Below are 23,365 nucleotides of genomic sequence, written 5' to 3' on the forward strand. Positions count from 1 at the left end.
CCCCATCAAGCATCACCGGACCCACTTGCGCTCCTCCGCCCCGAAGCCCAGCGCAACAACAGCGGCAGCACGACCGCCCACAGGATAGACAGCAACAACAACGAGAGGGTCTCATTGCGGCCAAGCCGGAGCGCTCCGAGTTGTTGTCCTGCGTAGTAACTCAACGGACCGAAGATCCCCCCGACAAGCGCCGCCGGCCGATTGTGCCCCGCCAACCAACGAAGAGACCCGTTCAACGTCGTCGCCAAGAGGCACCAGAGTGCGATCAACCAGGGCGGACACAGCCAGGGCGCGAAGGGGTTCTCGACAAACAGGAGGAGACCGGCGAAGCTGAGGGCGCTGTCCAGCAGCGTTCCGAACAGTCCAACCACGATAACGATTCGAGCGGTCGCGCGGCGGTCGGCCGAGGAGCAGACATTCACACCGACCAGGCAGGCGACCAGGATGGGGCCCATCCAGTGATAGGCCCAACCCGTGCCAAGGACAGCGATCCACCAGCCGACCTGAAAGACCACCGCATTAGCGATGGCGTTGCTCATCCTGCCAGGGGATCCTGCCGCCACCCGGATTTCGCGAACAGGAGGTGGGCTGTCGAGATCGACCGTTCGAGGAATCCGCCTTCGCAGTAGGACAAATAAAATTCCCACAGCCGCAGGAACTCGGAACGAAATCCGAGCCGCCCCACGTACTCGACATTCCTCCGCAGGTTCTCGCGCCAGCCTCGCAAGGTCGGCGGGTAATGCGCGCCGATATCCTGTAGATGCAACAGGCTGAAGTCCGATGCCTGCGCCATGGCCCGACACAAGGTATTCACGGAAGGGATGCAACTACCGGGGAAGATGAAGCGTTGGATAAAATCGACCGACCGCTTCGCCCGCTCATAGTACCGCTCATCGATGGTGATCGCCTGGAGCAGCATCAGCCCGTCGGGCTTTAACAGGCGACTGCAGACATCGAAGAACGCGGGGTAGTATTCATGGCCCACGGCCTCGATCATCTCCACCGAAACCAGCTTGTCGAACCGCAAGCCGAGCGCGGGCAAATCCCGATAATCGGTGAGCAGCACCCGCACACGATCGGACAGGCCGTCCTCACGCACCCGGCGAACCGCCAGTTCGTACTGCGCTCGGGAAATCGTGGTCGTCGTCACTCGACAACCGTAGGTCTTCGCGGCGTGGCAGGCCAGGCCGCCCCAGCCGGATCCGATTTCCACCAGATGGTCGTCTTCCGTCAGATGGAGCTTGCGGCAGATCAAATCGAGCTTGGCGCGCGAAGCCTCCTCCAGCGTGCTGTCGGGACGTTGGAAATAGGCGCAGGAATACATCATGGTCCGATCCAGCATCTGCGCAAAGAATTCGTTGCTCAGGTCGTAATGGGCCGCAATGTTTTGCCGGCTTCCCGTTTTGGTATTCCGTCGAAGCCGGTGCGCAACCTTGAGCAGCGGTGCGGACAAGCGCGCCACCCCCCGCTCCATACCGTCCACGAGCGATCGATTCAACGCGAAAATCCGGACCAGCGCCGTGAGGTCGTCGCAATGCCAGTCGCCCCGGGCATAACTTTCTCCCGCACCCACCGTCCCGCTCCACGCGATGTCGAGATAACAGTCGGGCGCGAGAATGGTAATCGTCGCCTTGAGCGTTGAGACGGAGCAGGGCTCGCCGAAGACCGTGCGGCTCGGCCCCTCCACCACCGTGATCGTTCCCTGGATGAGCCGGCGCAGACGGGCACGGACGATGCGTCTGGCAATCCGGACCAGCAGGCCGGGAGAAGGGTCAGACTCTGCGGCATGCGGCGGCCGCCGGTCCACGGCGGGTGAACAGTCGGTCGGCACGAGGTCATTCATCCGGATATCCTCCTTGCATCGACGGAATGCCTGGACCTGTCGGGATGGGGAATGACGGGACAACGTTTCAACCACAGGCGCAACGCCTGCCAATGGATCGCCGCAATCACCTGCGTCGTCATCAGCGGGTACCGCAGCAACACACGGGCCAGGGACCTACCGGTCATCTCCTCCCGGCGCAGGACCATCGTGGCATCGAAGAACCGTTCTCCACCGTGGAAATTCTCCATGTGCACCGAAAGCGCTGCACCGGGCGTGCCGAACCGCCAATCGTAGTCCACATCCATGCCCATGAACGGAGAGACGTGAAATTGCTTGCCGAAGCGATACCGGTGTCGACGACCGATCCCCTCATCCAGGGACGCACCGAGCACATAACAATGCTGTTCGCCCCACGGTGTGTTCGTCACTTCAGCCACCACGGTCTCAACCAGCCGATCGGCGGGGTCGAAACAATAATAAAAGCTCACCGGGTTGAAGCCGTACCCGAAGTAGCGCAGGTGCGTAAGCAGCCGGATCGGACCGGCCGGCCGGCGACCGGTCTTCGATTCGACGAGATCACGCACATTCTGATCCAGAGGCTTCTCCGGATCGCCCAGGTGGTCGCTCTGCCTAAACCAGGCCAGGTTCGGGGTCGCGGGAGACCAGAACCAGCGTTCATGGAAGAGGTCCGGTAATTCGGTCAGATCCAGATACATCATGAAGATCGAGTAGTGGAACGAATGGCGAACCGGCACATCGCGTCGATGCCTGACCGTTCCCTCATACACGCAGCTCTTCATGCATGCCCCGCCGTGAGCGCCTGACAGGCCGTCATGGCGCTCTTCACGCCGTCTTCATGGAAACCGAAGCCCCAATAGGCCCCGCAATACCACGTCCGCCGACGTCCGTTGATCTCCCCGTGCCGTTGCTGCGCGGCGATCGCTTCGGGGGAAAAGACCGGATGGTGATACGTGATGCGCTGGAGAATCGTCGCCGGATGGATCGCCGCGCTGTGATTCAACGTCACACAGAAATCGTACGGCGCGCTCAGCCCCTGAAGTCGATTCATGTGATAGGTCACCAAGGCATGGTCCGGCGGGTTCGGCACCAGATGATAGTTCCAGGCCGCCCAGGCCAGGCGGCGTCTCGGAAGGAGCGATCGGTCTATGTGCAACACTGCTTCATTCGGTTGATAACGGATCGCCCCGAGAATCTCCTTCTCCAGGGGAGACGGGTCCGCTAACAGCGCCAACGCCTGGTCGCTATGGCAGGCAAGAAGGACTCCGTCGAATGACTCGGTCCGGTGGATCCCGCGAGGGTCGCATCCCCGCACCTCGACACGGTCCGCGTAACGGGTGACCGACTCCACCGGAGACTGAAGCCGGATGCGGTCACGGAAAGGCCGCACCAGGCGCTCGACATATTGCCGTGAGCCGCCGGTCACCACCCTCCAGGTCGGACGCGCATCGACCGACAACATGCCGTGGTTCTTGAAAAACTGAACGAGGTACCGCGCCGGAAACTCCTGCATTGTGGCGCGGCCGGCCGACCAGATAGCCCCCGCCATGGGAACGATGTACTGACGAATAAACGCCGGCGAGTAACGGTTCTGCTCCAGATACGCGCCCAACGAAGGGCCGGGGCCCGGTTCATCCAGTAATTCCAGCGACTCCCGATTGAAGCGGAGAATATCCCGGATCATGCGATAGAACGAGGGCCGCAGCAGATTGCGCCGCTGGGCGAAGAGGCTGTTCAACGTAGTGCCGTTGTACTCCAACCCGGTCTCCTCACACCGCACACTGAAGCTCATGTCGCTCGGCTGCGAGGCCACACCCAGGCGATCCAGCAGCGCCATAAAATTCGGGTAGGTCCAGTCGTTGAATACGATAAACCCGGTATCGATTGCATAGGTCGTCCCCTGCAGGTCCACATCGACCGTGTTGGTATGGCCCCCGATGTACGCACCGGCCTCGAAGACGGTGAGGTCATGATCCCGGTGCAGCACATGCGCCGCCGTCATTCCCGCAATGCCCGTGCCGACAATGGCAAGCTTCATGGCTGCTTCACCATCCTGGCGCAGAGGCCGATGTACCAGCGGCTCGGGATCAGGGCCAGGCACTTGAAGAGCAGGCTGAATCGCCGCGGGAAATGAATCTCCGGCTTCCGGGCCTCGATCCCGTCAACGATGCGTCGGGCCGCGTCCTCGGCTTCGATCCTGAACGGCATCGGGAAATCGTTCCGGTCGGTCAAGGGTGTCCGTACGAACCCCGGACACACGACCGACACGCTGATGCCTTCGGGCGCGAGATCGACCTGCAGCGATTCGAAGAGGTTCTTGATCGCCGCCTTCGACGCCCCGTAGGCTTCGGAGCGAGGCAACCCGCGATAGGCCACCGTACTGCTCATCCCCACGAGCTGCGGTGCCGGTGACTGCCGCAACAGCGGGAGCGCCGCTTCAATCCCATAGACCATGCTCAGGAAGTTGGTGCGGATCGTCCGCTCGAACAGCGCACTGTCGAATGCCGCCACATCCACGTACTCACAGGTGCCGGCGTTGAGAACGGCAATGTCCAAGCCCCCTGCACGGCGATGCATGTCGTTCACCGCGCGCTGATTGGCGGCCCGGTCGGTCACATCGAACGGAAGCGCCGTGACACGATCGTCTCCGCATTCACGGACGAGCTCGTTGAGCGCCGATTCGTTCCGCGCCGAGGCAAAGACGGTGGCCCCACGACGAACGAGTTCCAGCGTGACCGCCCGGCCGATACCGGTCGAGGCGCCGGTCACCCACACCCGTCGCGCATTGAGGCTGGTTCGGCTCATAGGTCACACTCGGTCTTTGATCGTCCGGATGAGCATGCCGATCAGTGGAAGCTGCTCGTACACCATCGCACCGGCATCGAAGTAATCGCGGTGGTAGAACACCTTGTCTCGAAAACGAATGAGCGTCGAACCGGGCACCGTCACCACCGCGCCGGCATTCAGCCTCGGGTGATTCAGCTGCATGGTCCAGGTCAATACGGCGCAATTGCCTTGCCGGACATCGTCCTCGAACCGGAATGAACAGGCCTCCACCTGCGCGTAGAGCGCAGCCAGATAGTGGCGCAGGGCGGGGAGTCCGGCGATCCGGCGAAAAGGGTCCTGAAATTCGACGTCGTCGCTGTACAACTCGTTCAGCAGTCCCAACGAGCGAACCGTCAGTCCGCTGTAGATCTGCTTGAATCGTTCGACAACCGGTTGCACGACAGCTGATTCCTTTCCTGCTCTTCTACGAAGGCACCTGACGGACGGATTCTTTCAGCGCTCTCCGTCGATCACCGGCGTTAGCCCCCCTCCCGCCGGTGCATGAGCCCCTCTTTCAACGCTTCATTGATCGGATCAGGGCCGAGCCAGATGGCGAAATACGCGGCGGCGAAGTCGGCCCCCTCCACAATGCCCTTCCGCTCGCCGTTCAAGGCGAGTTCGGTTCCGACTCCGGGGAGATAGGTCAGCCCGTACCGGTCCCCCGGCTTCACGTCCTGATAGAGCCGATGGAGCTGCTCGATGCGAGGCTTCAGGCGCGTGATCGTGGCCGGCGACACATTGTCGGCCAGCACCTTCATCGCCGCCCGCCCGAAGTCACCGGCCTGGATGGCTCTGAAGTAGGACAACTCCAGACGCTTCGGCACATCATCCAACACGCGCTCAGGTTTCGTCCCCGGGGCGAGATACAGTGCCCCGACATACACCGTGATCGTACGCAGAAACTTCGCTACCCCCACCCCCTGAAGCGGCATCGGCAGGGGACCGGCCTGGAACGTATCGGCAAACGTCACGCCTTCGATTTCAAACGCTCCGCCGATAACGGGCGAGGACACGAGTCCCGAAACCGCCAGCCCGATGACGACGAGCCACTCTGACATGTTCCCTGATCCGTGCATCATCCGACTCCCAGGTGACCCCTGACCGGCATCCCGGCCGAACCTCTCCGTACCCAGGAACTCCGGTCAGGAGAATCGCCGCACCTGCTCGGCCAGCGTCCCGGCAACCAGGCTCAAATCAAACGGCCAGGCATAACGCAACTCGACCCCGGGATACTGCGGTCGAAGATGCTCGAGGATTTCAGGAATCTCGACTTCCGAATGCGAACCGCCCGGCGTGAACATCGTCGTCGCCACCGTAATGTGAGTTGCTCCCTGCTTGACGAGTTGCTCGACCGACTCTTCCAGTGTGGGTGCGCAAAATTCGTTATAGGCCACGGCGAACAACACATCGCCCAGGTTGGCGCGCAATTGCGCCGCCACCGCTTCCAGCCCGGCCTGATACGGATCCGTCTCGGCGTTCCTCGGCCACTGGCGGATTTTGGCATCCAATTCCAGTTCCTCGGCCGAAGCCGGTTGTTTCGCCGCGCGCCGCTGCCCCTCCAGCCGTTTCAATTTCGTCACCAAATCCTGCGGGCATCCTCTTGGGATACCGCCATGCCCGACGAGAATCACACCCTGTCGCACTGTTGCCATGTCATCTCTCCTCTGATTGAAATTCACACCTGGTTGCACTCACATCGACATCGGGGACTCCAGATACTCCTGGAGATTGGTCTTGCCGTAGCGGCTTGCCGGGTACACCTTCCGGATGAGTCCGGCCACCAGCGCCATCGCCTTTTTGACGGCCGGCGTCTTCTCGGGATCGGTGGCGGGAAGAAGGCGGACGGTGATGGTCGTCTCGTGCCGTTTCAGCTGAATGAAAAAACTGCGCGCCGTACCCTGCTCGATCACGACCGCATCCAGCAGCGCTTCTCGTCCGCTCTTCGCCAGGTAGCACTCCTGAACCTTGACAATCTCCCCCTCCGTCCGTTGCAACATCGGGGCGAAGGCCTGGTACACAGCCTGGAGTTCACCGGTCGATTCGATCACTACGTGCGGCATCGTCGCTCCTTTCTAACAGGATGCGCAAAAAGGCCGCCAGCGGCGTTCTCGCGGCGCTCAGGGGCTCACCGTACGGCCCGAGTACGTTTCGCCTCTTCGCTTGCTGCGGCCTTGCTGGACGGCCTTTTTGCGCATCCTGCAGGTTCATGTATTGCGTACCCATCGAGTGTTTCCACAGCCTGTTACACATGATTGCGGAGCATCAACTCCTTCGGATGCGGATTCAGATACACCTGGTCGCGAATGTATTCGACATCGAAGAGCCGGACGTAGTGTTTGATCAATGTCAGCGGAACAATCAGCGGCGTGAGTCCCTGGTGGTAGTCCCCGATGACCCCCAACAGCTCGGCCTTTTCCTGCCCATCCAGCCGTTCTTTGAAATGGCCCAGGATGTGCTGGAGCACATTCACATGTTTTCGCACCGTCGCCTTCGCCGCGAGGGCCTGCATAAACAGTTCGCCGTACCGGATGGCCAGGTCCTTCGGACGATACTCGTTCACCTGCGCAACCAATCGCCCGAGCTGACGATAGTGCGGGGCGCTATGTGCCAGGAGCAGATATTTGTGGATCGTATGAAACCGCACCAGCGCCTGCCTCGTGACGCCGCGCTGCATCAGATCCTGCCAACGACGGTAACAGAACACCCGCTCGATGAAGTTTTCCCGCAGGAGCGGATCGCAGAGCCGCCCCTCCTCCTCCACCGGAATGAGCGGAAACCGATCGAGAAAGGCGCGCGCAAACAACCCCACACCCTTTCTGCCCGGCATGCCATGCTCGTTGTAGGTACGAACACGCTCCACCCCGCAACTCGGCGAGTCTTTCTTGAACACAAACCCGGACAGGTCCAGCTCCTCAAGATCACCCAGACGCTTCCCGGCCATCGTCTCCAACGCCAGCGTGTGGTCTCGCCCGCTCCTGATGGCGACCAGCCGAGGCTGTTGGGGATTGCCGATGAGTCGCATCGCTTCACGCGGGGTACCGAGCCCGGCTTCCACTTCCGGACAGACCGGCACCCACTCAACGTACCGACCCAGCACTTCGGTCAGAAACACGTCCCGTTTGTGGCCTCCATCGAAACGGACCTCTTCCCCGAGCAAGCACCGGCTGATGCCCAGGCGAAGCGGGGGGGTCATCATGCCTTCACCTGCGCCTTTCCGAGATCCAGATATTCCTGGCGCGCTTGTCGATGGTCCACGATCGGCTCCGGATAATCCGACCCGATGCGGCATCCGGCCTGCACCTGTTCCAACGGCGGCATGAGATGCGGCTCATGAATCCATTTCGTCGGCACATGCTTGAGTTCCGGGACGTAGCGGCGAAGATATTCCCCCTCGGCGTCGAACTTTTCGCTTTGGATTCTCGGATTAAAGATCCTGTAGCCCTGCATGGCATCCGTCCCCGTCGAAGCGCACCATTGCCAGTTGCCGTTGTTGGCGGCCAGGTCTCCGTCGACGAGCCGTTCCATGAAATAACGCTCTCCGCTCTGCCAATCGATCCGGAGGTCCTTCACCAGAAACGAGGCGACCACCATCCGCACGCGATTGTGCATCCATCCCGTCTGGTTCAATTGCCGCATGCCGGCATCCACAATCGGGTAGCCCGTGAGGCCCTGAGACCAGGCGGCAAACAACCGCTCGCGCTCAGGCCCCGCGGGTCTGGGCTCGGGAAGACCCGGTTTCGCTTTGAACGGCCCCTGCGCCACGTGGGGAAACGCCGTGAGGACTTGCTGAAAAAATTCCCGCCAGACCAGTTCATCGATCCAGGTGAAGACATCCGCCCGCGAGACCGCACCGCCTTTGGCAAGCGCATTCAGCGCCGCATGCACCAACGTACGCGCGGAGACCGTTCCGAAGCGCAGATGGGGTGACAACTTCGAGGTGCCGTCGCTCGCCGGAAGATTTCTGCCGGTCACATACTGATGAACCGGCCCCCCCAAGAACCACTGCAGTCTGGTATGGGCCGCCTGTTCACCCGGCTCGATCCACATCGGCACCGACTCATATCCGAGATCCGTCACCGAAGGCCATTTCCGCGAATCCGGAGTAGAGGCCTTGCCGGCCGACGGAAACGAAGGGATGCCCAGCAGAGGCGGAGCAGCAGCCCGCCATTTCGTCCACCAGCGGTCGCGATACGCGCTGTAGCGCTGAAACGGATCTCCGCTCAGCCCGCGCACTTCCTCCGCTTCGAACACGACATGGTCCTTGAATGTCCTGACCGTCCGGCCCTGCTGCGCCAACCGCTGCTGAACCGTGCGATCCCGCTCCAGCGCCGCCGGTTCATAGTCCCGGTTCCAATACACGACATCGACCTTGAAGTCGGACGCCGCCTGCATGACCGATTCAACCGGATCGCCCATCCGCCAGGCGAGGGACACGCCGTGCAGGGCCAGGGACCGGCGCAACTCCTCCAGACACCCCAGCATGAACCCGACGCAGGCTGAGCCGAACGCGTGCGAACGCAGCAGCGGTTCATCGAACACGAACAGCGGCACAATCTCCTGACATTCCTGACAGGCCGCCGACAGGGCGGGGTTGTCACGGAGCCGGAGATCTCGACGAAACCAGACCAGACCTTTCATAAGGGAACCTCGGGAGAGGAGGAGGCCAGCCGCTGCGCCGGAGGGACAGGATCGGCGAACAGGATTCGCCGCCAGGCGACATAACAGAGAAACAAGGCCGTGGTGGCCATGAAGCCCGTGCGCAAGTGATGAAAGCCGAATTGAAACTGATTCATCAATTCGCTGGTGAGGCCGAAGCCCCCATAGGCCATGGCCAACCCCCAGGCCCACGGACGCAGAAACAGAAACCCGTAGCCGATCAGAAAATGCACGGCCGGCGAATGCAGCTTGACCATGTAGGCCAGCGGACCGGTGATCGTGACGCCGAACAGTTTGAGCCCATAGGCGGGGAAAAATTCGATGATCAGCACATCGATCAATCCCACCAGCAAAAAGAGCGCCCCGAAGAGTTTGATGTCGATGCCCCGTGAAGTCGTGTGCCCGGTCATGTTTTCACGCTCCTTCCCTGCGGACGGACTCCGTGGGTCCGTGCTCATTCATCGAACCCAGGAATCCGGAAACGCCCGCCACCATTCGGTGGGATGTGTGTGCCGCCACTGCGCCTGCTCCTGCCAGAGACGGTCGGCCGTGACCCTGTTCAACCGGACCGCCATCGCGGCGCTGACATCGGATTGCTGGCGCACGCTGGTTTGAATCATTTCCTTCGCCATGCGAGCCAGGCCGCCCGGTGGATCGACGAGATCCTCCGTGTGCCGATAGGCGAGGTTCAGATACAACTGTTCCACGGCCGTCCAACTCTCATCCTTGGACAGCTGTTCGAGGTAGGCGTCGATCGCCTGATAGACATAGGTGAGCTGAAGGTAGGCTTCTGCCGACGGCCGATCCTGAATGGCCTGCTCACAAGCCTCCAGCGCCCGGCGATAGTCGCCTGCCATGAGGAATAACCCCGCTCTCTCGATGCCGGAGGCCCGTGAGACAGGCATCACCTGTCCATGCCCCTCGACGGGAAACGGTCCGGCCACGATGATCGACAAGCCAAGCGCCGCAAGCATCCGTTTCACATGCCACCTATCGGCCCGAGCCGCCGTGTGATCCCATTTGTCCTTTGTACAGAGTCTGGCCCGAGACACGAGTCACGGAGACCTCGCGCGGACCGCCCTCGCTTTTCACCCCCAACTTCACCACCGACCCGGGCTCGCCCCGAACGAGGAGGGCCACTTGCTCGTAGGTCTTCCCGGTCACGGCCACACCGTCTACGGTCGTCAGCTCATCCCCCTGCTTGAGTCCGGCTTTCTCCGCCGGTCCATCAGGCAGCACCTGCGCCACATAGAGCACCGCCGTCTCACCCACACGCTCCGCCCCCACGTGCAGCGACACTCCGATCACGCCATCCGGAATCGCCGCTTCCAAACTGAATGTGGGTGCCGGCGCCCCTGCCTTGTCATGTCCATCGCTCGCCAGAGCTGTGCCGGTTGCGGCAGGCGAGTGGCTCAGGCAGACGCTCAAGAATCCTACGACCAAGTAGACGGAGGTATTGTTCTGCTTTTTCATCGTCCATCTCCCTTCGTGACAATCAGAATTGACGCGCAACGCCTACCAAACACAAGCCTGCCAGCAACACCAGCGAGTTCAGATATAAAGACCGTTGATGCAATCGATCCCAGGCCTGCTTCAACGTCGCATCAACGACCCCGTGCTGTTCCTGTTCTTTCAGTCGATCTCGCATCGCATTGCTCTGCGGAGTGAGAGGCGACCGGCAATAGGATTCGGCCGCGAGAATCACCAGCCAGATGCCGCCTGCGATCAGCACCGGCAAATTCCACCCACGTGTGCTCCCGAGCACGGTGACCGACAACAGCCCGGCCGCAGCGGCTCCCATGCCCAGCACATAGTAGGCAGGAAAAAGCCGGCGGACGACTTTCCCAAACGCTTCCTGGTCCAGGTTCTTGGCCAGAATCGGCGCCACCACAAACGAGAGCAGCACGACCTTGCCGACCAAGACCGCGACAGCCAGGGCCTGCAGGTACTGCATCACCGGGTCGAGGAAGGCAGACATGCCTGATCCTCCTTGTTCACGATCGCCCGCAAGGCCCGCTCCAACGTCGGATAACGGAAGGTATATCCCCCGGCTCTCGCCTTCGCCGGATCGACACGTTGCCCGGTGGTCATCAACGTCCCTACCTCACCCAACGCCAGATGCAACGCGAAGCCGGGAACCGGAAGCCACGAGGGACGATGGAGCACCTTGCCGACCGTGGCACAGAACGTCTTCATCGTGACCGCCTCAGGCGCCACTGCGTTCACAGGGCCGGAGACGGTCGGCGTGGCGATGGCCCATTGAATCAGGCTCAAGAGATCCGCCCGGTGAATCCATGACACCCATTGCGTGCCCGGCAACACCGGCCCTCCGACAAAGAGCTGAAACGGCAATAACATCTTCGGCAACGCGCCACCGCCCTGTTCGAGCACCATCCCGGTTCTCAATAGTACGACACGCGTCCCGAGCCGACCGGCACGCAAGGCCTCCGCTTCCCAGGCGGCAGACAGCTCGGCCAGAAAACCCTGACCGAGCGGCGACGCCTCATCCAGAAGCCGATCGTCGCTCGGGCCGTAGTAACCGATCCCCGATGCGCTGATCAACAGAGGAAGGGGCGCAGACCGGCCGGCCGATGCGTCCACCAGCAGTCTGGTCGACAGGACCCGGCTCTCCACCAGGAGCCGCTTGCGGGCATCAGTCCATCGCCCGTCGGCGATCGGCGCACCGGCCAGATTGATGACGACATCTGCCGTCGCCACTTCAGCGTGCCAGGGTCCGTCAGAACGAGCGTCCCATTCCACGAACCGGACCGACGACTGGGACGCATGACCGGACCGGCGGCTCAAGACCACCACCTCATGACCCTGTCGGGCCAGCTCTTCGACCAACGCATGGCCGATGAATCCCGTTCCTCCGGCGACGATGATCTTCATCTGTCTGTCCTCCCGTCGGGCACAGTCCACGGCTACAATGCCCCGTCCTGGTCGGCCTCATCGGCCGACTCCTCGTCACTCTCGTCCGGTGCTCGATCGTCCGATGACTGTTTCACAGGCCTGCTGTCGGAAACGGCCGTCACGCGCTGGCTGAACTTTCTCTGCTTTGTGCCATACAGCAGGTTCGGCGGCGGGCTCCGGCGATTCTTCAGGATGACCGGGTCGAGCACCTCGCCGCACATCGTGCAATGCCATGCCGTAATATCGATCTGACCGGTATCATCGAGCAAATCGATGTAGTGCTGTGTCAACAACAATCCTCCGCAGCGCGGACAGATGTGATGCCCGGGCTGCGGAGTGGAGAGAGATTCTGGTGTCCCATGTGTTTCCATTGGAACCCCCGACTGGGAAAAAAATGGACGACCACGAACTGAACCGGGCCCACTGCATGCGACTGCTCCCGTTCCGGCGCCCACCCATGCCCTATCGCACCCGTGACCTTGCCGGCCGAGCCGACCGCACCACCGCATAGGCAGCTCGCCGCTGCCTGGCGAACAGGGCCGTCCCGATGCTCATCACTATTGCCGCGATACCATATGCGAACATCTGCGTCATGAATGCCTCCTGATCGTGGCGCCTGGGGGCGCCGTACATTCTGCTGGTTATCCGATGGTTCGCTGAGGGGACGGATTCCTCCGAAGGAAGAACCCGCCCTCCTCAACGGGAGGCCGCGTGCGGAGTCGCGGTACCTCCTGACAGTCACTGCTTCGGACCGGCCTCGCTTCCTCACGCCTGCACATGGCTCATTTCGCTGTCTCTCCACCCCGGACACACCGGAATCCGGTGCCATGCGTCTGCAGCGCGAATCCTCCTCGTCCCCGTGCCGTGGCGGTAATATCCGACTGGGGACTGTGCCACGACCCTCCACGAATCACCCGGACGATCCCCTTGTCGGGGCCTTGCGGGTTCCTATCTGGAGCATTCGCGTAATAGTCGGGGGCGTACCAATCCTGCACCCATTCCCGTGCGTTGCCGGACATATCCTTGATGCCGTATGGAGAATCCCCTCCGGACAGCGAACCGACGGCATACAATGTCTTGTCGTCGACCCACTCCCGGTCGAAGTTCGCCCGGGTCGGACTCGGGGTTTCGTTCCCCCACGGGAACATCCGGCCATCGGTGCCGCGTGCGGCCTTCTCCCACTCCGCTTCGGTGGGCAGCCGCTTCTTGGCCCACGCGCAATAGGCTTTGGCGTCGTACCACGTCACCTGCACAACCGGCAGCTGCTCGATCCCTTTGGCCGAGACCAAGACCCCGGTGCCATAGGGATTCGGCGGGCTGCGATGACCGGTGGCGGCGACAAACGCCATGTAGCGCTCATTGGTCACTTCCACCTGATCGATGGCGAACGTATCGACATGAACCGACCGTTGCGGCCACTCGTCGGCCCGCCCCTTGGGATTCTCACTGCCCATCAAAAACGGTCCGCCCGGCACGGTGACCATCGGAACCGGATCCAGCTCCTTGAGAGTCGGCGCCGCGAGCACAGGTGTCAGGGCGACCGCACAGGTTGCCGTCACGAACAGGCTCATGCATCTCCACCTGGTTCTTCTCCTGGTCAAACCTTGAGTCATTTCTTCTGCTCCTTGCTCCCCGCGATTGCCTGGGCCGTATGAATCTTGATCTCACCGACAAGCCGTTCCACCTTACCCGTGTCTCCCCGGTCGGCCGCCTCCTGCGCCTGTGTCACAAGGGTTCTGGCTTCATGCAGATGATGTTCGATCTGCGCCTGCAGATCAGGCGATGCCACGGTGCCCCCCAGGGCCGCGCGGTGATACACCTCCCACGCGTGATCCACGCTGTGTTCCGCCTCATGCACCATCTGGAGTTTTTCCGGATGGGGGTGGCGGCTGGCATCGATCGGACCGGCTTGGAGATCCGCCGTCATCAAGAGCGCGCTGAATCCGCCGACCAGTGTGATCATCGTGCTGTACGTCATGCCTCTGCCTCCGTCGGGTGAATGGCGGGCCGGCCCCTCCCGCCCTGTGCACTCATCGCTGCTTCATCGACTGTTCGATGAGAGGTCGCAGCTCCAACAATTCAATGTTCGCCGGATCCATGGCCAAACCCCGGCTGACTGCCTGCTGGGCCTCGCTGAAGCGTTCCCGCCCCATTTCCACCAGCGCGGTGATGTAGCTGTCCCTGATGCGCTGCTCCCAGTCAGCCGGAGCCGCTTTGGCGCACCGGAAACCGAGGCCGACGCCGTAACTGTTATTGAGCGGATGATTCCAGAACCGGTGCGTCGAGCGAATCGTGCCTTCCGGTGCGATCCACGAGCCGCCGCGGATGACGCGCTTCTCGCCGACGGTCAAGCGGTCTACGTAGGTTCCCGTTCCACCGATCCACAAGGGTTTTTCCGGACCGGTGGGGTTCACCATGGTTTCGAGTCGCCCGTAGTATTTCGGGTCATACCAGTCGCCGACCCATTCGAAGACATTGCCCGCCATGTTGTACACGCCGTAGTAGCTGGCGCCCTCCGGATGAGAATCCACCGGCAAGGTCGCATCATGATGCCTGTCATAATTGGCCTTGTTGGAATCGAAGTCGTTGCCCCAGGGATAGAGGTTGCCGTGCGGGCCGCGGGCCGCCTTTTCCCATTCGGCTTCGGTGGGCAACCGCTTCCCGCGATACTCGCAGTAGGTTTTGGCGTCGATCCAGTTGACGCCCACCACCGGCTGCTGAGGCTTATTCAAGCGCGGATCGTCCCAGTAGGCCGGCGCCGGATGACCGGTCGCCTTGATGAAGGCGCCATAGTCCTTGTTCGACACCTCGTACTTGTCGATCAGATAGGAATCCAGGAACACCATATGCGCCGGCCCCTCATCGTTGAACGCTTCGGCAGACAAAGGCGTCTTCATTCGTTTGTCGTACAGCGTCAGCCGGCGACCGGAATCCGCCGGTGGAGCCTTGTCTAATCCCATGATCGACGGTCCTTGTCCCACGTAGACCATATCCGCGGGAATGATGGAATCCTCCGCCTGCGCCGTCGCGGCCATGACGGCGACGGTCATGATCAGTCCTGCCCTGACTACGTTCCCCATTGTCTTCATGCTATACCTCCTGCGCTGAGGGCCGGGTCGGGGACGGTCAGCCGCCCCCTCCACGGCTACGTGCTACTTCTTCATGCTCTTCTTGATGAGATCGCGAGTGGCCAGATACTCTTTGTTGTCGGGATCCGCCGCCAGAGCCTTCTCGATAGAGGCGAGGGCGTCGGCATTCTTCTCCGCTCCCATGCCTACAAGCGCCTGAATGAAGGCATCCCGCCCGGCTTGAGCGGCCTCGTCGGACGCCACGCTGGCCGACTTCGCGCAACGGAAACCCAGCCCGACGCCGTAGGAGTTATTCTCGGGCTGATTCCAGAACCGGTGGCTGGTGTGCAGCGAGGTTTCCGGAGCCAGCCAGGACCCGCCACGCAACACCTTCACCGGCCCTTGATTCGCGAAGTTGTAGCCCTTCTCGGCGCCACGGGGATTCAACGCATTGCTGGTGCGGTAATATTTCGGATCGTACCAGTCGTCCACCCACTCGAAGACATTGCCCGCCATGTTGTACACACCATACCCGCTCACCCCTTCAGGATAGGAGTCCACCGGCGTGGTGCGTCCCACATTCTGTCCATAGTTGGCCTTCTTCGGATCGAGGTGATGTCCCCACGGGTAGTGGTTGTCTCCCTCCGGACCCTTGGCAGCCTTTTCCCATTCCGCCTCGGTGGGCAACCGCTTGCCGTCCCACTTGCAAAAGGCGTTGGCGTCCGTCCAACTCACTCCGACGACCGGTTGCTCGGGCTTGCTGAGCCGCGGATCGTCCCAGTAGGCCGGCGCCGGATGACCGGTCGCCCGCATGAACTCCTTGTACCGCGCGTTTGACGTCTCGAACTTGTCGATCAGGTACGCATCCAGCACCACCTGGTGCCTCACCTCATCGGAATGTTCGTTGCTGCCCATGGTGAACTCGCCGCTGGGGATGAGGACCATGTCTTTATGGTCGCCGGCTGCCTTCGCCGACACGGCCATCGACATGGATCCAGCCACGAGCATCGCTCCTATTCCAATTTGTAGACCTGTGTGCCTCCGCATGAGAAACCTCCTTGGTTGAGAACCCTGACAGACCCCCCGGTGGGGTCACGATTGTTGCTAAACAGAGACCTGGCCCTGGAGGACCGGCTTCGACGTACTCATCTCCCGCACTGCGCCGGCAGCCTGCTGCAGGTACCGGTTCCACCGAATGACCGGATCGACGACATCCCCGCATTGCACACAACGCGAAGTGGTGCTATCGAGCCCGCTGGCTCCGTTCAACAGGTCCGTGCAGAAATCACGAACCATTAGTCCGCCGCATCGCAGGCAGCTCGACTCCTGCTGAACAGTCAGGATCTGTCTCCGGATGTCACTCAGTCCCACAGTTCCTTCCATTGTCTTTGTGGTCGCCATGATCACTCCTCGCATGTTCATGTCCAATGTTTGCAACCTCTATGTCCAATGTTTAACCTCTTTTGTCCAATGTGTCAATAGTTATTTTAATAAATATTTGACAAACATTGGACACAACCATATACTTGGGATCAACAATGAATACGCACAGAATTCATAGGGTTGCGAAGCTCACCGGTCTGAGTCGCGATGTGATTCGAGTGTGGGAGCGCCGATTTGGCCTGCTGAAACCGACACGAGGCGCGAATCGCTATCGCAATTATTCGGATGAAGATGTGGCCTTGCTGCGCTATCTGAAGCAGCAATTGGATGCGGGAGCTTCAATCGGTGATCTCGCCAGGCTGGGGCGTGAGGAGTTGATTGCCCTCTTGCGCGCGGAAGCGCCGCGCACCGCCGCGGTGGACAATACGTTCGACCGACTCTTGCGGGAACTGCTCTCGGCCTTGGAACCATTCGACCGCGTCACATTCGAGAAACGCTTGAACGGCGCGGTCGCAGTCGTCCCGTTTGAAGAGGCACTCCACGGAATTCTGCTCCCGCTGCAGGAACGCGTCGGAGACCTGTGGCACAGCGGGCGCATCAGTATCGCCCTCGAACATTACGTGACCAGCCAAATTGAACAAAAACTGTATGCGGCCATGAATCAATTGCCGGTGGCGGAATTCGGCGCGAAAGTCGTCGTGGCCTGCCCGCCCGGTGAGGAGCACGACATTGCGGCATTGGCAGTCGCCTACCGTTGCCGCGTGCGTGGATGCCGGGTCTACTACTTAGGAGCCAACGTGCCGATCTCCTCCCTCGGCAGGCTCTGCAGGGAGGTCGCCCCGGATCTGGCCATCCTGTCGTTGACCCTGGTGCTGCAGGAAGGAAACGCCGCGGAATTGATTCACTCGCTCGCAGAGGAATTGAAACCCGTTACCACGGTCATGGCCGGCGGCCATGGCGCGCGCGTGATGCGCGATCAGTTTGCGCAATACGGCATCGATGTCCTGGATACCTTCAGCGAGTTGGACGAAGTGCTGGATCGATTCACCCGGCGATTTACGATCCCGGGATGACAGAAAGGCACCGTTCGGATGGCTCTCTATCCACTCACCGTGTTCTACGACGGAGCCTGTCCCATTTGCGCCCGAGAAATGGCGCTGATGAAGCGTCTGGATAGGACGCAACGCCTCACCCTGCTCGACTTCTCTCTTGCCGACTTCAATGCCGCACCGGCCGGCCTGGCTGTCACGGATCTGAGCACAGTGATCCACGCCCAGTGGGCGGACGGCACCGTCATCACGGGCGTCGAGGTCTTCCGTGCGATTTGGGAGGCGATCGGTCTGAGATTCCTGTCTCGCCTCAGTCGGCTCCCGTTGGTTGCCCCACTCATGGTGACGGCCTACGGGTGGTTTGCCAGAAACCGGCTTTGGCTCACGGGCCGCAGCAATGCCTGTCCTCGAAATGCCTGCGCCGCAGCTTCCCCCGCGTCATTGCGAGCCCCGCAATAATCCGCCTCCTCTCGTTTCCCGCACCCCGATCATGACGGAGCACAACGGAGCCACGAGGCCCGGATCAAGCCTTCGTTCCTAGACCGTACACGTTCATCTATCTCGACAGACCTTGAGAGGGAGCACGGCGCAACGAGCGGTTCGTCGAGTCAGTCCCAGTCGGTCGAACCTCACCTCGCGCGAAGGAAAAGTCTGACAGCGGCGCCCTACACATCCATCCGAACCTCACCCAACAGCACTAACCATCACGAACCGCCATGCCTGGGTAATTGCCTAGTGTCTACCTGAGAGCTCCCTTGCTGACAATTTCCAAGGAGATGCTACTGTTATGCAGAACGTCGTCCTGGTGCGAGACAGCGTCACCAGAATCATCGAGGACAGAACCGCCGCTTCACGTCACATTCATCCGTTTCAGCATGACATTACGCGTCAGCCTCATCGTGCTGTTCAGCATCGCCGCCATCCTGCTCCTGGTAGGCTATTTGGCGAGCCAGTACCATCCGGACCTCCTGCCGCATACGTTCTCGTTGCAAACCGCTCCTCCCGATCCCTCACAGGGGCAGCCAGGTGTGACCATCAACCTGCCGCCCGTCGTCGCGCCCGTGGATGACGGCCAACGCTACTATTACGTCCAAGTCAATTTGGCCTTGGAGCTTGATCGCTCGGGGACCGCCGGATTGATCCAGGCCCGCCACGACGCGATCGATCGGCAGGTGATGGAAATTCTTCACACCTATGCCGTCAGCGATCTCCGTGCGTCCGGGCAGCGACCGGCCTTGCGAGCAGACATTCGACGCGGCATCAACAAATTGCTTCCCAAAGGACAGGTCCAGAATGTCTACATTACCAACTGGTTGATAACCCCCGTCGGGTACTGACCCGCTTCCGCAAGAACTACGCTTGCCGACAGATCGACCTTCACACTCTGGTGCTGCTGAAAGACTGAGACAGCCAGTCCGGATGAAACCCGGCGTGCGTTAGACGAAGCGGACCGGCTGGTGCCGTGATTGGATGGTCATGCGGATGCCGTGTTTCGGGCGCAGGGTCACCATGATCTCGGGCTCGACGTGTTCCTGCGCAAGCTGTAGATCGTAGCAGCGTCCGATCAGCGCCAGGAGCAGCGGCCCTTCCACCGTCGCGAAGTGCGTCCCCACGCAGGCCCGGGGGCCTGCGCCGAACGGCAGGTAGGCGCATCGGGGAGCCGGTCGTTCGCCCTCCAGCCAGCGCTCCGGCGTGAAACGCTCCGGATCGCGCCAGAAGGTCGGGTGCCGGTGCAAGTGATAGATGCCCACCAGGACAAGCGCTCCGGCAGGCAGGGTGAGGCCGCCGATGCTTGTGCGGCTGGCAGCCTTTCGCTGGACCGCCGGAACGGGGGGATATAAACGAACCGCTTCATCGAAAACCGCGCGCGTGTACGGGAGTTGTTGAAGATCGTCGGCCTGAGGCGTTCGACCCTGCAGCACCCGGTCCACCTCCTGGTGAAAACGCGCCTTTACCTCCGGATGGGTGGCCAGCAGGTACCAGGTCCAAGCGAGGGCATTGGCGGTGGTCTCGTGTCCGGCAGCAAAGATGGTCAGCGCTTCATCCCGCAGTTCCTGATCGCTCAACCCGGCACCCGTGTCCTCATCGCGGGCCCTGAGGAGCAGATCCAGGAGATCGTCGTGCAGCGCTCCAGTGCGGCGGCGCTCGGCGATCAATCCATAGATGAGCTTGTCCATGAACTGCAGCGCGAGACGAAATTCACGGTTGCGCGGGGTCGGCACCCACAGGGGCAGGCGCAGGGGACTGTGAAACGAATCGAACGCATACTTCAGACTGACCCTGAGCGCATGACTGATCTGGTCGGTATGGTCGGCCACGTTTGTGTGAAACATCGTGTGAGAGATCACTTCGAGGGCCAATCGCATCATTTCGTCGGCGATATCGACCGTCCGCCCCACGTGGACGGTCCAACCTGCGATCCGCTGCTCGCCCACCTGCGCCATACGCTCGGCCATCGCCGCCATGCGGGCGCGATGAAAAACCGGTTGGATGATGCGCCGGTGCCGCTTCCAGACGTCGCCCGAACTGGTCACCAAGCCGTTACCTAAGACCAACGCAAGGCCGGTGGGACGCTGCGGCTCGTAGACTTTCACGAAACGATCGGCCTGATGGACGAGAATCTCCTCCGCGAGATCGGGATGGCTGAGGAGGTAGAGCGTCTTGGGGCCGAGACGAAAGCGTAGCGCATCGCCATGCCGTCGCCACCACTGCGACATGGCCTCCAGCGGTTGCCGCCTGAACGCACGCAGGTGGCCCAGCAGAGGCTCACTGCCGGGAACATCGACCAACGTATGAGATGGTTTCACATCGACAGGCATTGAGTGGGATGGGACGGTTGATTGTCGGACGCGCCGGGCATGGGATCTCGCAAGGACTGTTCCGCATGGTACAAACTTCGCATGAAGAGTGGTAGGGCCGAACCACCAGGGCTACATGGCGTTTGATTGTCCGGCGGTTAATGGCTCTGCAGATTCGGCTGCCGCTGGCACTCGCCGCCCTCTTACAGGCCCGGTCGAAGAGGTCTGGAAATTGAGGTGCCGCAGAATATTCGAAAGGCCAAGAAAAGAGCGGAGAAGAGAGAAAGACTGTTAGAGGGCTTTATCCCGTCGCCAAGAACGATCTAGAGAGGCTCCGGGGCGAGCAAGCTGTGTATGGTGCCGAAGCCGGGAGTTGAACCCGGATACCCTTACGGGCGCTGGTACCTGAAACCAGTGCGTCTGCCAGTTCCGCCACTTCGGCATGAAGAATAGAGCGGGATTATCGCTGATCGGTTTCGACCCGTCAAGGTGAGGAACATGAAAATATCCGTCGGCTGAGGTGAATCGGGCTCAGCCGACGGTCAGGACCCCGTCGGTGAGATTCCAGGCGCCACCGGCCGTCACCTCGCGCAGGTCGCCGCTGAGCACAATCCGTTCGCGGACCAACCCCGCCGCCGCCAGCAGAAAGGCCGCGCGGATGCGTGGCGCCTCATCCGCAATCAAGACGTCGAACCGCACCTTGCGAAACAACGGATCGACCGCCACCCGCGCCGCCGTGGTGACGATGACCCGCCGGTTCTGCACGAAGGCCTGCCGGTTGGTATCCTCCTGCGCCGCCAGCAGTTCGCGAATCTTCTTCGTGCCCCCCAAGCGGATGACTTCTTCCTTGAGTTCGGCAAATTCCGGCTTGAGCTCCTTCGGGACGGTCGCCTCGGGGATCAATTCAGCGATCCGTTCCTTGGCGATGTCGACCTCATGGCGAAGCCCGGCACAGTGCCGTTCATAGATCGCTTTGTACTCACGCAGCGATTCGACGTTTTTTCCTACCGCCTGCATGGACAACCGCTTCCAGATGGGGAGCTGTTCATAGTCGGTCAGGGTCTGGTCGATTTCCTTGATCTTGGTCAGGAAATCGGTCAACTGGGTCACGAGTCGCCATTCCAGCAACCGCACCTCATCCAGATCCTTCTGCTTTTGAGCCTTGTAGGCCAGAATCGGCGTGAGCTCACGAAATCGATCGTACTTTTTGCGCAAGACCGCCTTGTCGGATCGAGACTTGGCATAGAACTGATGCATCTGCGCCTCGAATCCCAAATCCGGAAGCGGAATGCCTCCGCTCTCCTTGCTGGTCGCCACTTCGTACCGACTCAGCCAACTTTTGAACGTCAGTCCGGCCGCTTTCATGGCCCGGGCCGTGAGAAGAGTGATTGCATCGGCGCTCTCGTGGTCCGGAGCAACGAGAAGAATGCGTTTGTTGCCCCGAAGCAGCTCAATCACGAGCGTGGCCAGCTTCTGCCGACGCGCCGTCAGATCGTCTTGCCACAAGGGCGTCAGCACAGAGGTGGGCACCAGGGCCTCCAGAGCAGCGCGGTCCCCCGTTTGCCCCGCTTCGAGAACGGGGAGAAGCCGTTCGGCCGGGCCGAGTGTGTAGGAGGCGCCGGTCTTGCTCATTTCTGCCAAGCGGCGGCTGGTGGTCAGGGCCAATCCGCCGGCATCAGGCACCAGCGTGGCGCTGGGCATCACATCGCCGATGGCATCGAACAATTGCAGCACGAGGCGCTCCCCGTCCTGAAACAGCACAATACCCTCCGTGGGTTCAGCCTCTTCGCCCAGGAGCAACGTTGCAGACAGGTCGGCTCCCACCATCACGTCGACAGGCAGAAAGAATTCATAGAGATGCAAATTCCCGACGGTCTGAAGCAGCCGGCCGCGCGTGAGCGGAATCGACTGGTCGAGCCCCTGCTCCGTGCTGCGCGCGGCATCACCTTCCAGCGTTACGGCCAAGTGTTCGAGGAGATCGGGTAAGGTGCCTGGTATTGCGGTCATGTTCCGTTCTTCCCTCACGTGTTGTCGTGGCGCAGTCTGCGGTGCCGATCGCACAGACACCAGCGCATCGTTCATCGAATCGGGAGCGTATCTTAAAGAGTTCCCAAAGATCCTGTCCACCAGCGACGCACATACCATTTCATCCACCGTCGAAAAGCGAAAACAGACGGCAAGAGCCGCACTGAGCGCCTGCACCGCCATTTCGAGCCGAATGAAGAAAACCGCCCGATGGCTCCAGATCAATTGACTTTTGCACAGCCCGCCAGTATGCTTTTTCCCTTTCCAACAGAAGGAGTTGCAGTATGAAGGTGATTCTCCAAGAAACACTCGAAGGCGTGGGTGACCTCGGCGACCTTTTGGACGTCTCCAACGGATTTGCCCGGAACTATCTCTTGCCCCGCAAGAAGGCCGTTGAAGCCAATAGCCGGAACATCAAAGAATTCGAACATGCCAAGCGGGCCGCGGCCGAGAAGGCCAAGAAGGAAAAGCAGGACATCGAGGCGCACGGCAAGAAGATCTCCGCGGTCTCGCTGACCGTTGCCGCCCAGGTCGGAAAAGACGACAAGATGTTTGGATCCGTGACGGCCAAGGATATTGCGGAAGGGTTGGCTGAGCAGGGATTCACCGTGGATCGCCGCAAGATCCAGCTGGCCCAGCCCATCAAGGAACTCGGCACCTTCGCCATTGCCATCAAGCTGCCGCGCGAAGTCACCGCCACCATTGCGGTCCATGTGGTGAAGAAGCAAGACGAGCAAGAAGCGCAAGCAGAGCCGGAAGAAGCCGCACCAACCGCATAACCCGTTGCGGGATCATGCGTGGCCA

28 protein-coding genes and 1 tRNA gene are annotated in these 23,365 nt (G+C 61.1%); 4 read left to right on the forward strand and 25 right to left on the reverse strand.

Annotated features, from left to right (window positions below):
• Positions 1 to 5: 5 nt before the first annotated feature.
• From H8K11_01680 to H8K11_01785, 22 genes are all read right to left on the reverse strand, one after another.
• Positions 6 to 539 carry a DUF2878 domain-containing protein gene (locus H8K11_01680; protein MCS6262439.1) on the reverse strand — a complete coding sequence of 178 codons (534 nt, stop codon included), beginning with the start codon at positions 537 to 539 and terminating at the stop codon, positions 6 to 8.
• Positions 536 to 1,843 carry a class I SAM-dependent methyltransferase gene (locus H8K11_01685; protein ID MCS6262440.1) on the reverse strand — a complete coding sequence of 436 codons (1,308 nt, stop codon included), beginning with the start codon at positions 1,841 to 1,843 and terminating at the stop codon, positions 536 to 538. Before H8K11_01685 ends, H8K11_01680 begins: the two co-directional genes overlap by 4 nt.
• Complete coding sequence (locus H8K11_01690) at positions 1,840 to 2,625, reverse strand: DUF1365 domain-containing protein (protein ID MCS6262441.1); 786 nt, start codon at positions 2,623 to 2,625, stop codon at positions 1,840 to 1,842. Before H8K11_01690 ends, H8K11_01685 begins: the two co-directional genes overlap by 4 nt.
• A complete protein-coding gene (locus H8K11_01695; protein MCS6262442.1) occupies positions 2,622 to 3,881 on the reverse strand; it encodes an FAD-dependent oxidoreductase in 1,260 nt (419 codons plus the stop codon). Before H8K11_01695 ends, H8K11_01690 begins: the two co-directional genes overlap by 4 nt.
• Complete coding sequence (locus H8K11_01700; protein ID MCS6262443.1) at positions 3,878 to 4,648, reverse strand: SDR family NAD(P)-dependent oxidoreductase; 771 nt, start codon at positions 4,646 to 4,648, stop codon at positions 3,878 to 3,880. The genes H8K11_01695 and H8K11_01700 overlap by 4 nt, the downstream gene beginning before the upstream one ends.
• Positions 4,649 to 4,651: 3 nt before the next feature.
• Entirely contained in the window at positions 4,652 to 5,068 is a 417-nt protein-coding gene (locus H8K11_01705; protein ID MCS6262444.1) for a nuclear transport factor 2 family protein, read from the reverse strand.
• An 80-nt stretch (positions 5,069 to 5,148) separates the two neighbouring features.
• Complete coding sequence (locus H8K11_01710) at positions 5,149 to 5,727, reverse strand: chalcone isomerase family protein (protein ID MCS6262445.1); 579 nt, start codon at positions 5,725 to 5,727, stop codon at positions 5,149 to 5,151.
• A gap of 84 nt (positions 5,728 to 5,811) precedes the next feature.
• Complete coding sequence (locus H8K11_01715) at positions 5,812 to 6,321, reverse strand: CbiX/SirB N-terminal domain-containing protein (protein MCS6262446.1); 510 nt, start codon at positions 6,319 to 6,321, stop codon at positions 5,812 to 5,814.
• A 39-nt stretch (positions 6,322 to 6,360) separates the two neighbouring features.
• Entirely contained in the window at positions 6,361 to 6,729 is a 369-nt protein-coding gene (locus H8K11_01720) for a hypothetical protein (protein ID MCS6262447.1), read from the reverse strand.
• 182 nt (positions 6,730 to 6,911) lie between these two features.
• Positions 6,912 to 7,865, reverse strand: a complete 954-nt coding sequence (locus H8K11_01725) for a DUF523 and DUF1722 domain-containing protein (protein ID MCS6262448.1) — start codon at positions 7,863 to 7,865, stop codon at positions 6,912 to 6,914.
• On the reverse strand, positions 7,862 to 9,307 hold the full coding sequence (locus H8K11_01730) for a deoxyribodipyrimidine photo-lyase (protein ID MCS6262449.1): 1,446 nt from the start codon (positions 9,305 to 9,307) through the stop codon (positions 7,862 to 7,864). Before H8K11_01730 ends, H8K11_01725 begins: the two co-directional genes overlap by 4 nt.
• On the reverse strand, positions 9,304 to 9,735 hold the full coding sequence (locus tag H8K11_01735) for a hypothetical protein (GenBank protein ID MCS6262450.1): 432 nt from the start codon (positions 9,733 to 9,735) through the stop codon (positions 9,304 to 9,306). The genes H8K11_01730 and H8K11_01735 overlap by 4 nt, the downstream gene beginning before the upstream one ends.
• Before the next feature lie 48 nt (positions 9,736 to 9,783).
• Positions 9,784 to 10,308: a hypothetical protein gene (locus tag H8K11_01740; protein ID MCS6262451.1), complete on the reverse strand. Its 525-nt coding sequence runs from the start codon at positions 10,306 to 10,308 to the stop codon at positions 9,784 to 9,786.
• A 7-nt stretch (positions 10,309 to 10,315) separates the two neighbouring features.
• The gene (locus H8K11_01745; GenBank protein MCS6262452.1) at positions 10,316 to 10,798 is read right to left on the reverse strand and encodes a PDZ domain-containing protein; all 483 of its coding nucleotides are present in this window, start codon (positions 10,796 to 10,798) and stop codon (positions 10,316 to 10,318) included.
• Between the two features lie 22 nt (positions 10,799 to 10,820).
• Positions 10,821 to 11,303: a DUF4149 domain-containing protein gene (locus tag H8K11_01750; protein MCS6262453.1), complete on the reverse strand. Its 483-nt coding sequence runs from the start codon at positions 11,301 to 11,303 to the stop codon at positions 10,821 to 10,823.
• Positions 11,279 to 12,217, reverse strand: coding sequence for a TIGR01777 family protein (locus tag H8K11_01755; protein MCS6262454.1), 939 nt, complete (start codon positions 12,215 to 12,217; stop codon positions 11,279 to 11,281). Before H8K11_01755 ends, H8K11_01750 begins: the two co-directional genes overlap by 25 nt.
• A 32-nt stretch (positions 12,218 to 12,249) precedes the next feature.
• Positions 12,250 to 12,528, reverse strand: a complete 279-nt coding sequence (locus tag H8K11_01760; GenBank protein MCS6262455.1) for a hypothetical protein — start codon at positions 12,526 to 12,528, stop codon at positions 12,250 to 12,252.
• A 492-nt stretch (positions 12,529 to 13,020) separates the two neighbouring features.
• On the reverse strand, positions 13,021 to 13,809 hold the full coding sequence (locus H8K11_01765; GenBank protein ID MCS6262456.1) for an SUMF1/EgtB/PvdO family nonheme iron enzyme: 789 nt from the start codon (positions 13,807 to 13,809) through the stop codon (positions 13,021 to 13,023).
• Positions 13,810 to 13,847: 38 nt separating this feature from the next.
• Entirely contained in the window at positions 13,848 to 14,216 is a 369-nt protein-coding gene (locus tag H8K11_01770) for a hypothetical protein (protein MCS6262457.1), read from the reverse strand.
• Between the two features lie 52 nt (positions 14,217 to 14,268).
• Positions 14,269 to 15,327, reverse strand: coding sequence for an SUMF1/EgtB/PvdO family nonheme iron enzyme (locus H8K11_01775; protein ID MCS6262458.1), 1,059 nt, complete (start codon positions 15,325 to 15,327; stop codon positions 14,269 to 14,271).
• 63 nt (positions 15,328 to 15,390) lie between these two features.
• Positions 15,391 to 16,353 (reverse strand): SUMF1/EgtB/PvdO family nonheme iron enzyme, encoded by a 963-nt coding sequence (locus H8K11_01780; protein MCS6262459.1) that lies wholly within the window; start codon positions 16,351 to 16,353, stop codon positions 15,391 to 15,393.
• Positions 16,354 to 16,410: 57 nt separating this feature from the next.
• Positions 16,411 to 16,707, reverse strand: coding sequence for a hypothetical protein (locus H8K11_01785; protein MCS6262460.1), 297 nt, complete (start codon positions 16,705 to 16,707; stop codon positions 16,411 to 16,413).
• Positions 16,708 to 16,844: 137 nt separating this feature from the next.
• Between H8K11_01785 and H8K11_01790 the strand changes: the two genes are divergently transcribed.
• The 3 genes from H8K11_01790 to H8K11_01800 all read left to right on the forward strand — a co-directional run bounded on the left by H8K11_01790 (position 16,845) and on the right by H8K11_01800 (position 19,075).
• Positions 16,845 to 17,762 (forward strand): cobalamin B12-binding domain-containing protein, encoded by a 918-nt coding sequence (locus H8K11_01790; protein ID MCS6262461.1) that lies wholly within the window; start codon positions 16,845 to 16,847, stop codon positions 17,760 to 17,762.
• An 18-nt stretch (positions 17,763 to 17,780) separates the two neighbouring features.
• Positions 17,781 to 18,197: a DUF393 domain-containing protein gene (locus tag H8K11_01795; GenBank protein MCS6262462.1), complete on the forward strand. Its 417-nt coding sequence runs from the start codon at positions 17,781 to 17,783 to the stop codon at positions 18,195 to 18,197.
• A gap of 416 nt (positions 18,198 to 18,613) precedes the next feature.
• Positions 18,614 to 19,075 carry a flagellar basal body-associated FliL family protein gene (locus H8K11_01800; GenBank protein ID MCS6262463.1) on the forward strand — a complete coding sequence of 154 codons (462 nt, stop codon included), beginning with the start codon at positions 18,614 to 18,616 and terminating at the stop codon, positions 19,073 to 19,075.
• A gap of 99 nt (positions 19,076 to 19,174) precedes the next feature.
• Here H8K11_01800 and H8K11_01805 read toward each other — a convergent pair whose 3' ends face one another.
• From H8K11_01805 to H8K11_01815, 3 genes are all read right to left on the reverse strand, one after another.
• Entirely contained in the window at positions 19,175 to 20,545 is a 1,371-nt protein-coding gene (locus H8K11_01805; GenBank protein ID MCS6262464.1) for a cytochrome P450, read from the reverse strand.
• A gap of 346 nt (positions 20,546 to 20,891) precedes the next feature.
• Positions 20,892 to 20,978, reverse strand: a tRNA-Leu gene (locus tag H8K11_01810).
• 89 nt (positions 20,979 to 21,067) lie between these two features.
• Positions 21,068 to 22,543 (reverse strand): hypothetical protein, encoded by a 1,476-nt coding sequence (locus H8K11_01815; GenBank protein ID MCS6262465.1) that lies wholly within the window; start codon positions 22,541 to 22,543, stop codon positions 21,068 to 21,070.
• 302 nt (positions 22,544 to 22,845) lie between these two features.
• On the opposite strand from H8K11_01815, the gene H8K11_01820 reads away from it, so the two are divergent.
• Complete coding sequence (locus H8K11_01820) at positions 22,846 to 23,340, forward strand: 50S ribosomal protein L9 (GenBank protein ID MCS6262466.1); 495 nt, start codon at positions 22,846 to 22,848, stop codon at positions 23,338 to 23,340.
• Positions 23,341 to 23,365 lie beyond the last annotated feature (25 nt).

Source organism: Nitrospira sp. (assembly GCA_024998565.1).
GTDB lineage: Bacteria > Nitrospirota > Nitrospiria > Nitrospirales > Nitrospiraceae > Nitrospira_A.

Bases quoted from the DNA above. Each gene is read 5' to 3' on its own strand.
- H8K11_01680 (MCS6262439.1), bottom strand. From the start codon at position 539: ATGAGCAACGCCATCGCTAATGCGGTGGTCTTTCAGGTCGGCTGGTGG.
- H8K11_01750 (MCS6262453.1), bottom strand. From the start codon at position 11,303: ATGTCTGCCTTCCTCGACCCGGTGATGCAGTACCTGCAGGCCCTGGCT.
- H8K11_01725 (MCS6262448.1), bottom strand. From the start codon at position 7,865: ATGATGACCCCCCCGCTTCGCCTGGGCATCAGCCGGTGCTTGCTCGGG.
- H8K11_01745 (MCS6262452.1), bottom strand. From the start codon at position 10,798: ATGAAAAAGCAGAACAATACCTCCGTCTACTTGGTCGTAGGATTCTTG.
- H8K11_01720 (MCS6262447.1), bottom strand. From the start codon at position 6,729: ATGCCGCACGTAGTGATCGAATCGACCGGTGAACTCCAGGCTGTGTAC.
- H8K11_01815 (MCS6262465.1), bottom strand. From the start codon at position 22,543: ATGACCGCAATACCAGGCACCTTACCCGATCTCCTCGAACACTTGGCC.
- H8K11_01800 (MCS6262463.1), top strand. From the start codon at position 18,614: ATGACATTACGCGTCAGCCTCATCGTGCTGTTCAGCATCGCCGCCATC.
- H8K11_01700 (MCS6262443.1), bottom strand. From the start codon at position 4,648: ATGAGCCGAACCAGCCTCAATGCGCGACGGGTGTGGGTGACCGGCGCC.
- H8K11_01795 (MCS6262462.1), top strand. From the start codon at position 17,781: ATGGCTCTCTATCCACTCACCGTGTTCTACGACGGAGCCTGTCCCATT.
- H8K11_01685 (MCS6262440.1), bottom strand. From the start codon at position 1,843: ATGAATGACCTCGTGCCGACCGACTGTTCACCCGCCGTGGACCGGCGG.
- H8K11_01780 (MCS6262459.1), bottom strand. From the start codon at position 16,353: ATGCGGAGGCACACAGGTCTACAAATTGGAATAGGAGCGATGCTCGTG.
- H8K11_01790 (MCS6262461.1), top strand. From the start codon at position 16,845: ATGAATACGCACAGAATTCATAGGGTTGCGAAGCTCACCGGTCTGAGT.
- H8K11_01690 (MCS6262441.1), bottom strand. From the start codon at position 2,625: ATGAAGAGCTGCGTGTATGAGGGAACGGTCAGGCATCGACGCGATGTG.
- H8K11_01820 (MCS6262466.1), top strand. From the start codon at position 22,846: ATGAAGGTGATTCTCCAAGAAACACTCGAAGGCGTGGGTGACCTCGGC.
- H8K11_01775 (MCS6262458.1), bottom strand. From the start codon at position 15,327: ATGAAGACAATGGGGAACGTAGTCAGGGCAGGACTGATCATGACCGTC.
- H8K11_01785 (MCS6262460.1), bottom strand. From the start codon at position 16,707: ATGGCGACCACAAAGACAATGGAAGGAACTGTGGGACTGAGTGACATC.
- H8K11_01755 (MCS6262454.1), bottom strand. From the start codon at position 12,217: ATGAAGATCATCGTCGCCGGAGGAACGGGATTCATCGGCCATGCGTTG.
- H8K11_01735 (MCS6262450.1), bottom strand. From the start codon at position 9,735: ATGACCGGGCACACGACTTCACGGGGCATCGACATCAAACTCTTCGGG.
- H8K11_01715 (MCS6262446.1), bottom strand. From the start codon at position 6,321: ATGGCAACAGTGCGACAGGGTGTGATTCTCGTCGGGCATGGCGGTATC.
- H8K11_01730 (MCS6262449.1), bottom strand. From the start codon at position 9,307: ATGAAAGGTCTGGTCTGGTTTCGTCGAGATCTCCGGCTCCGTGACAAC.
- H8K11_01710 (MCS6262445.1), bottom strand. From the start codon at position 5,727: ATGTCAGAGTGGCTCGTCGTCATCGGGCTGGCGGTTTCGGGACTCGTG.
- H8K11_01770 (MCS6262457.1), bottom strand. From the start codon at position 14,216: ATGACGTACAGCACGATGATCACACTGGTCGGCGGATTCAGCGCGCTC.
- H8K11_01695 (MCS6262442.1), bottom strand. From the start codon at position 3,881: ATGAAGCTTGCCATTGTCGGCACGGGCATTGCGGGAATGACGGCGGCG.
- H8K11_01765 (MCS6262456.1), bottom strand. From the start codon at position 13,809: ATGAGCCTGTTCGTGACGGCAACCTGTGCGGTCGCCCTGACACCTGTG.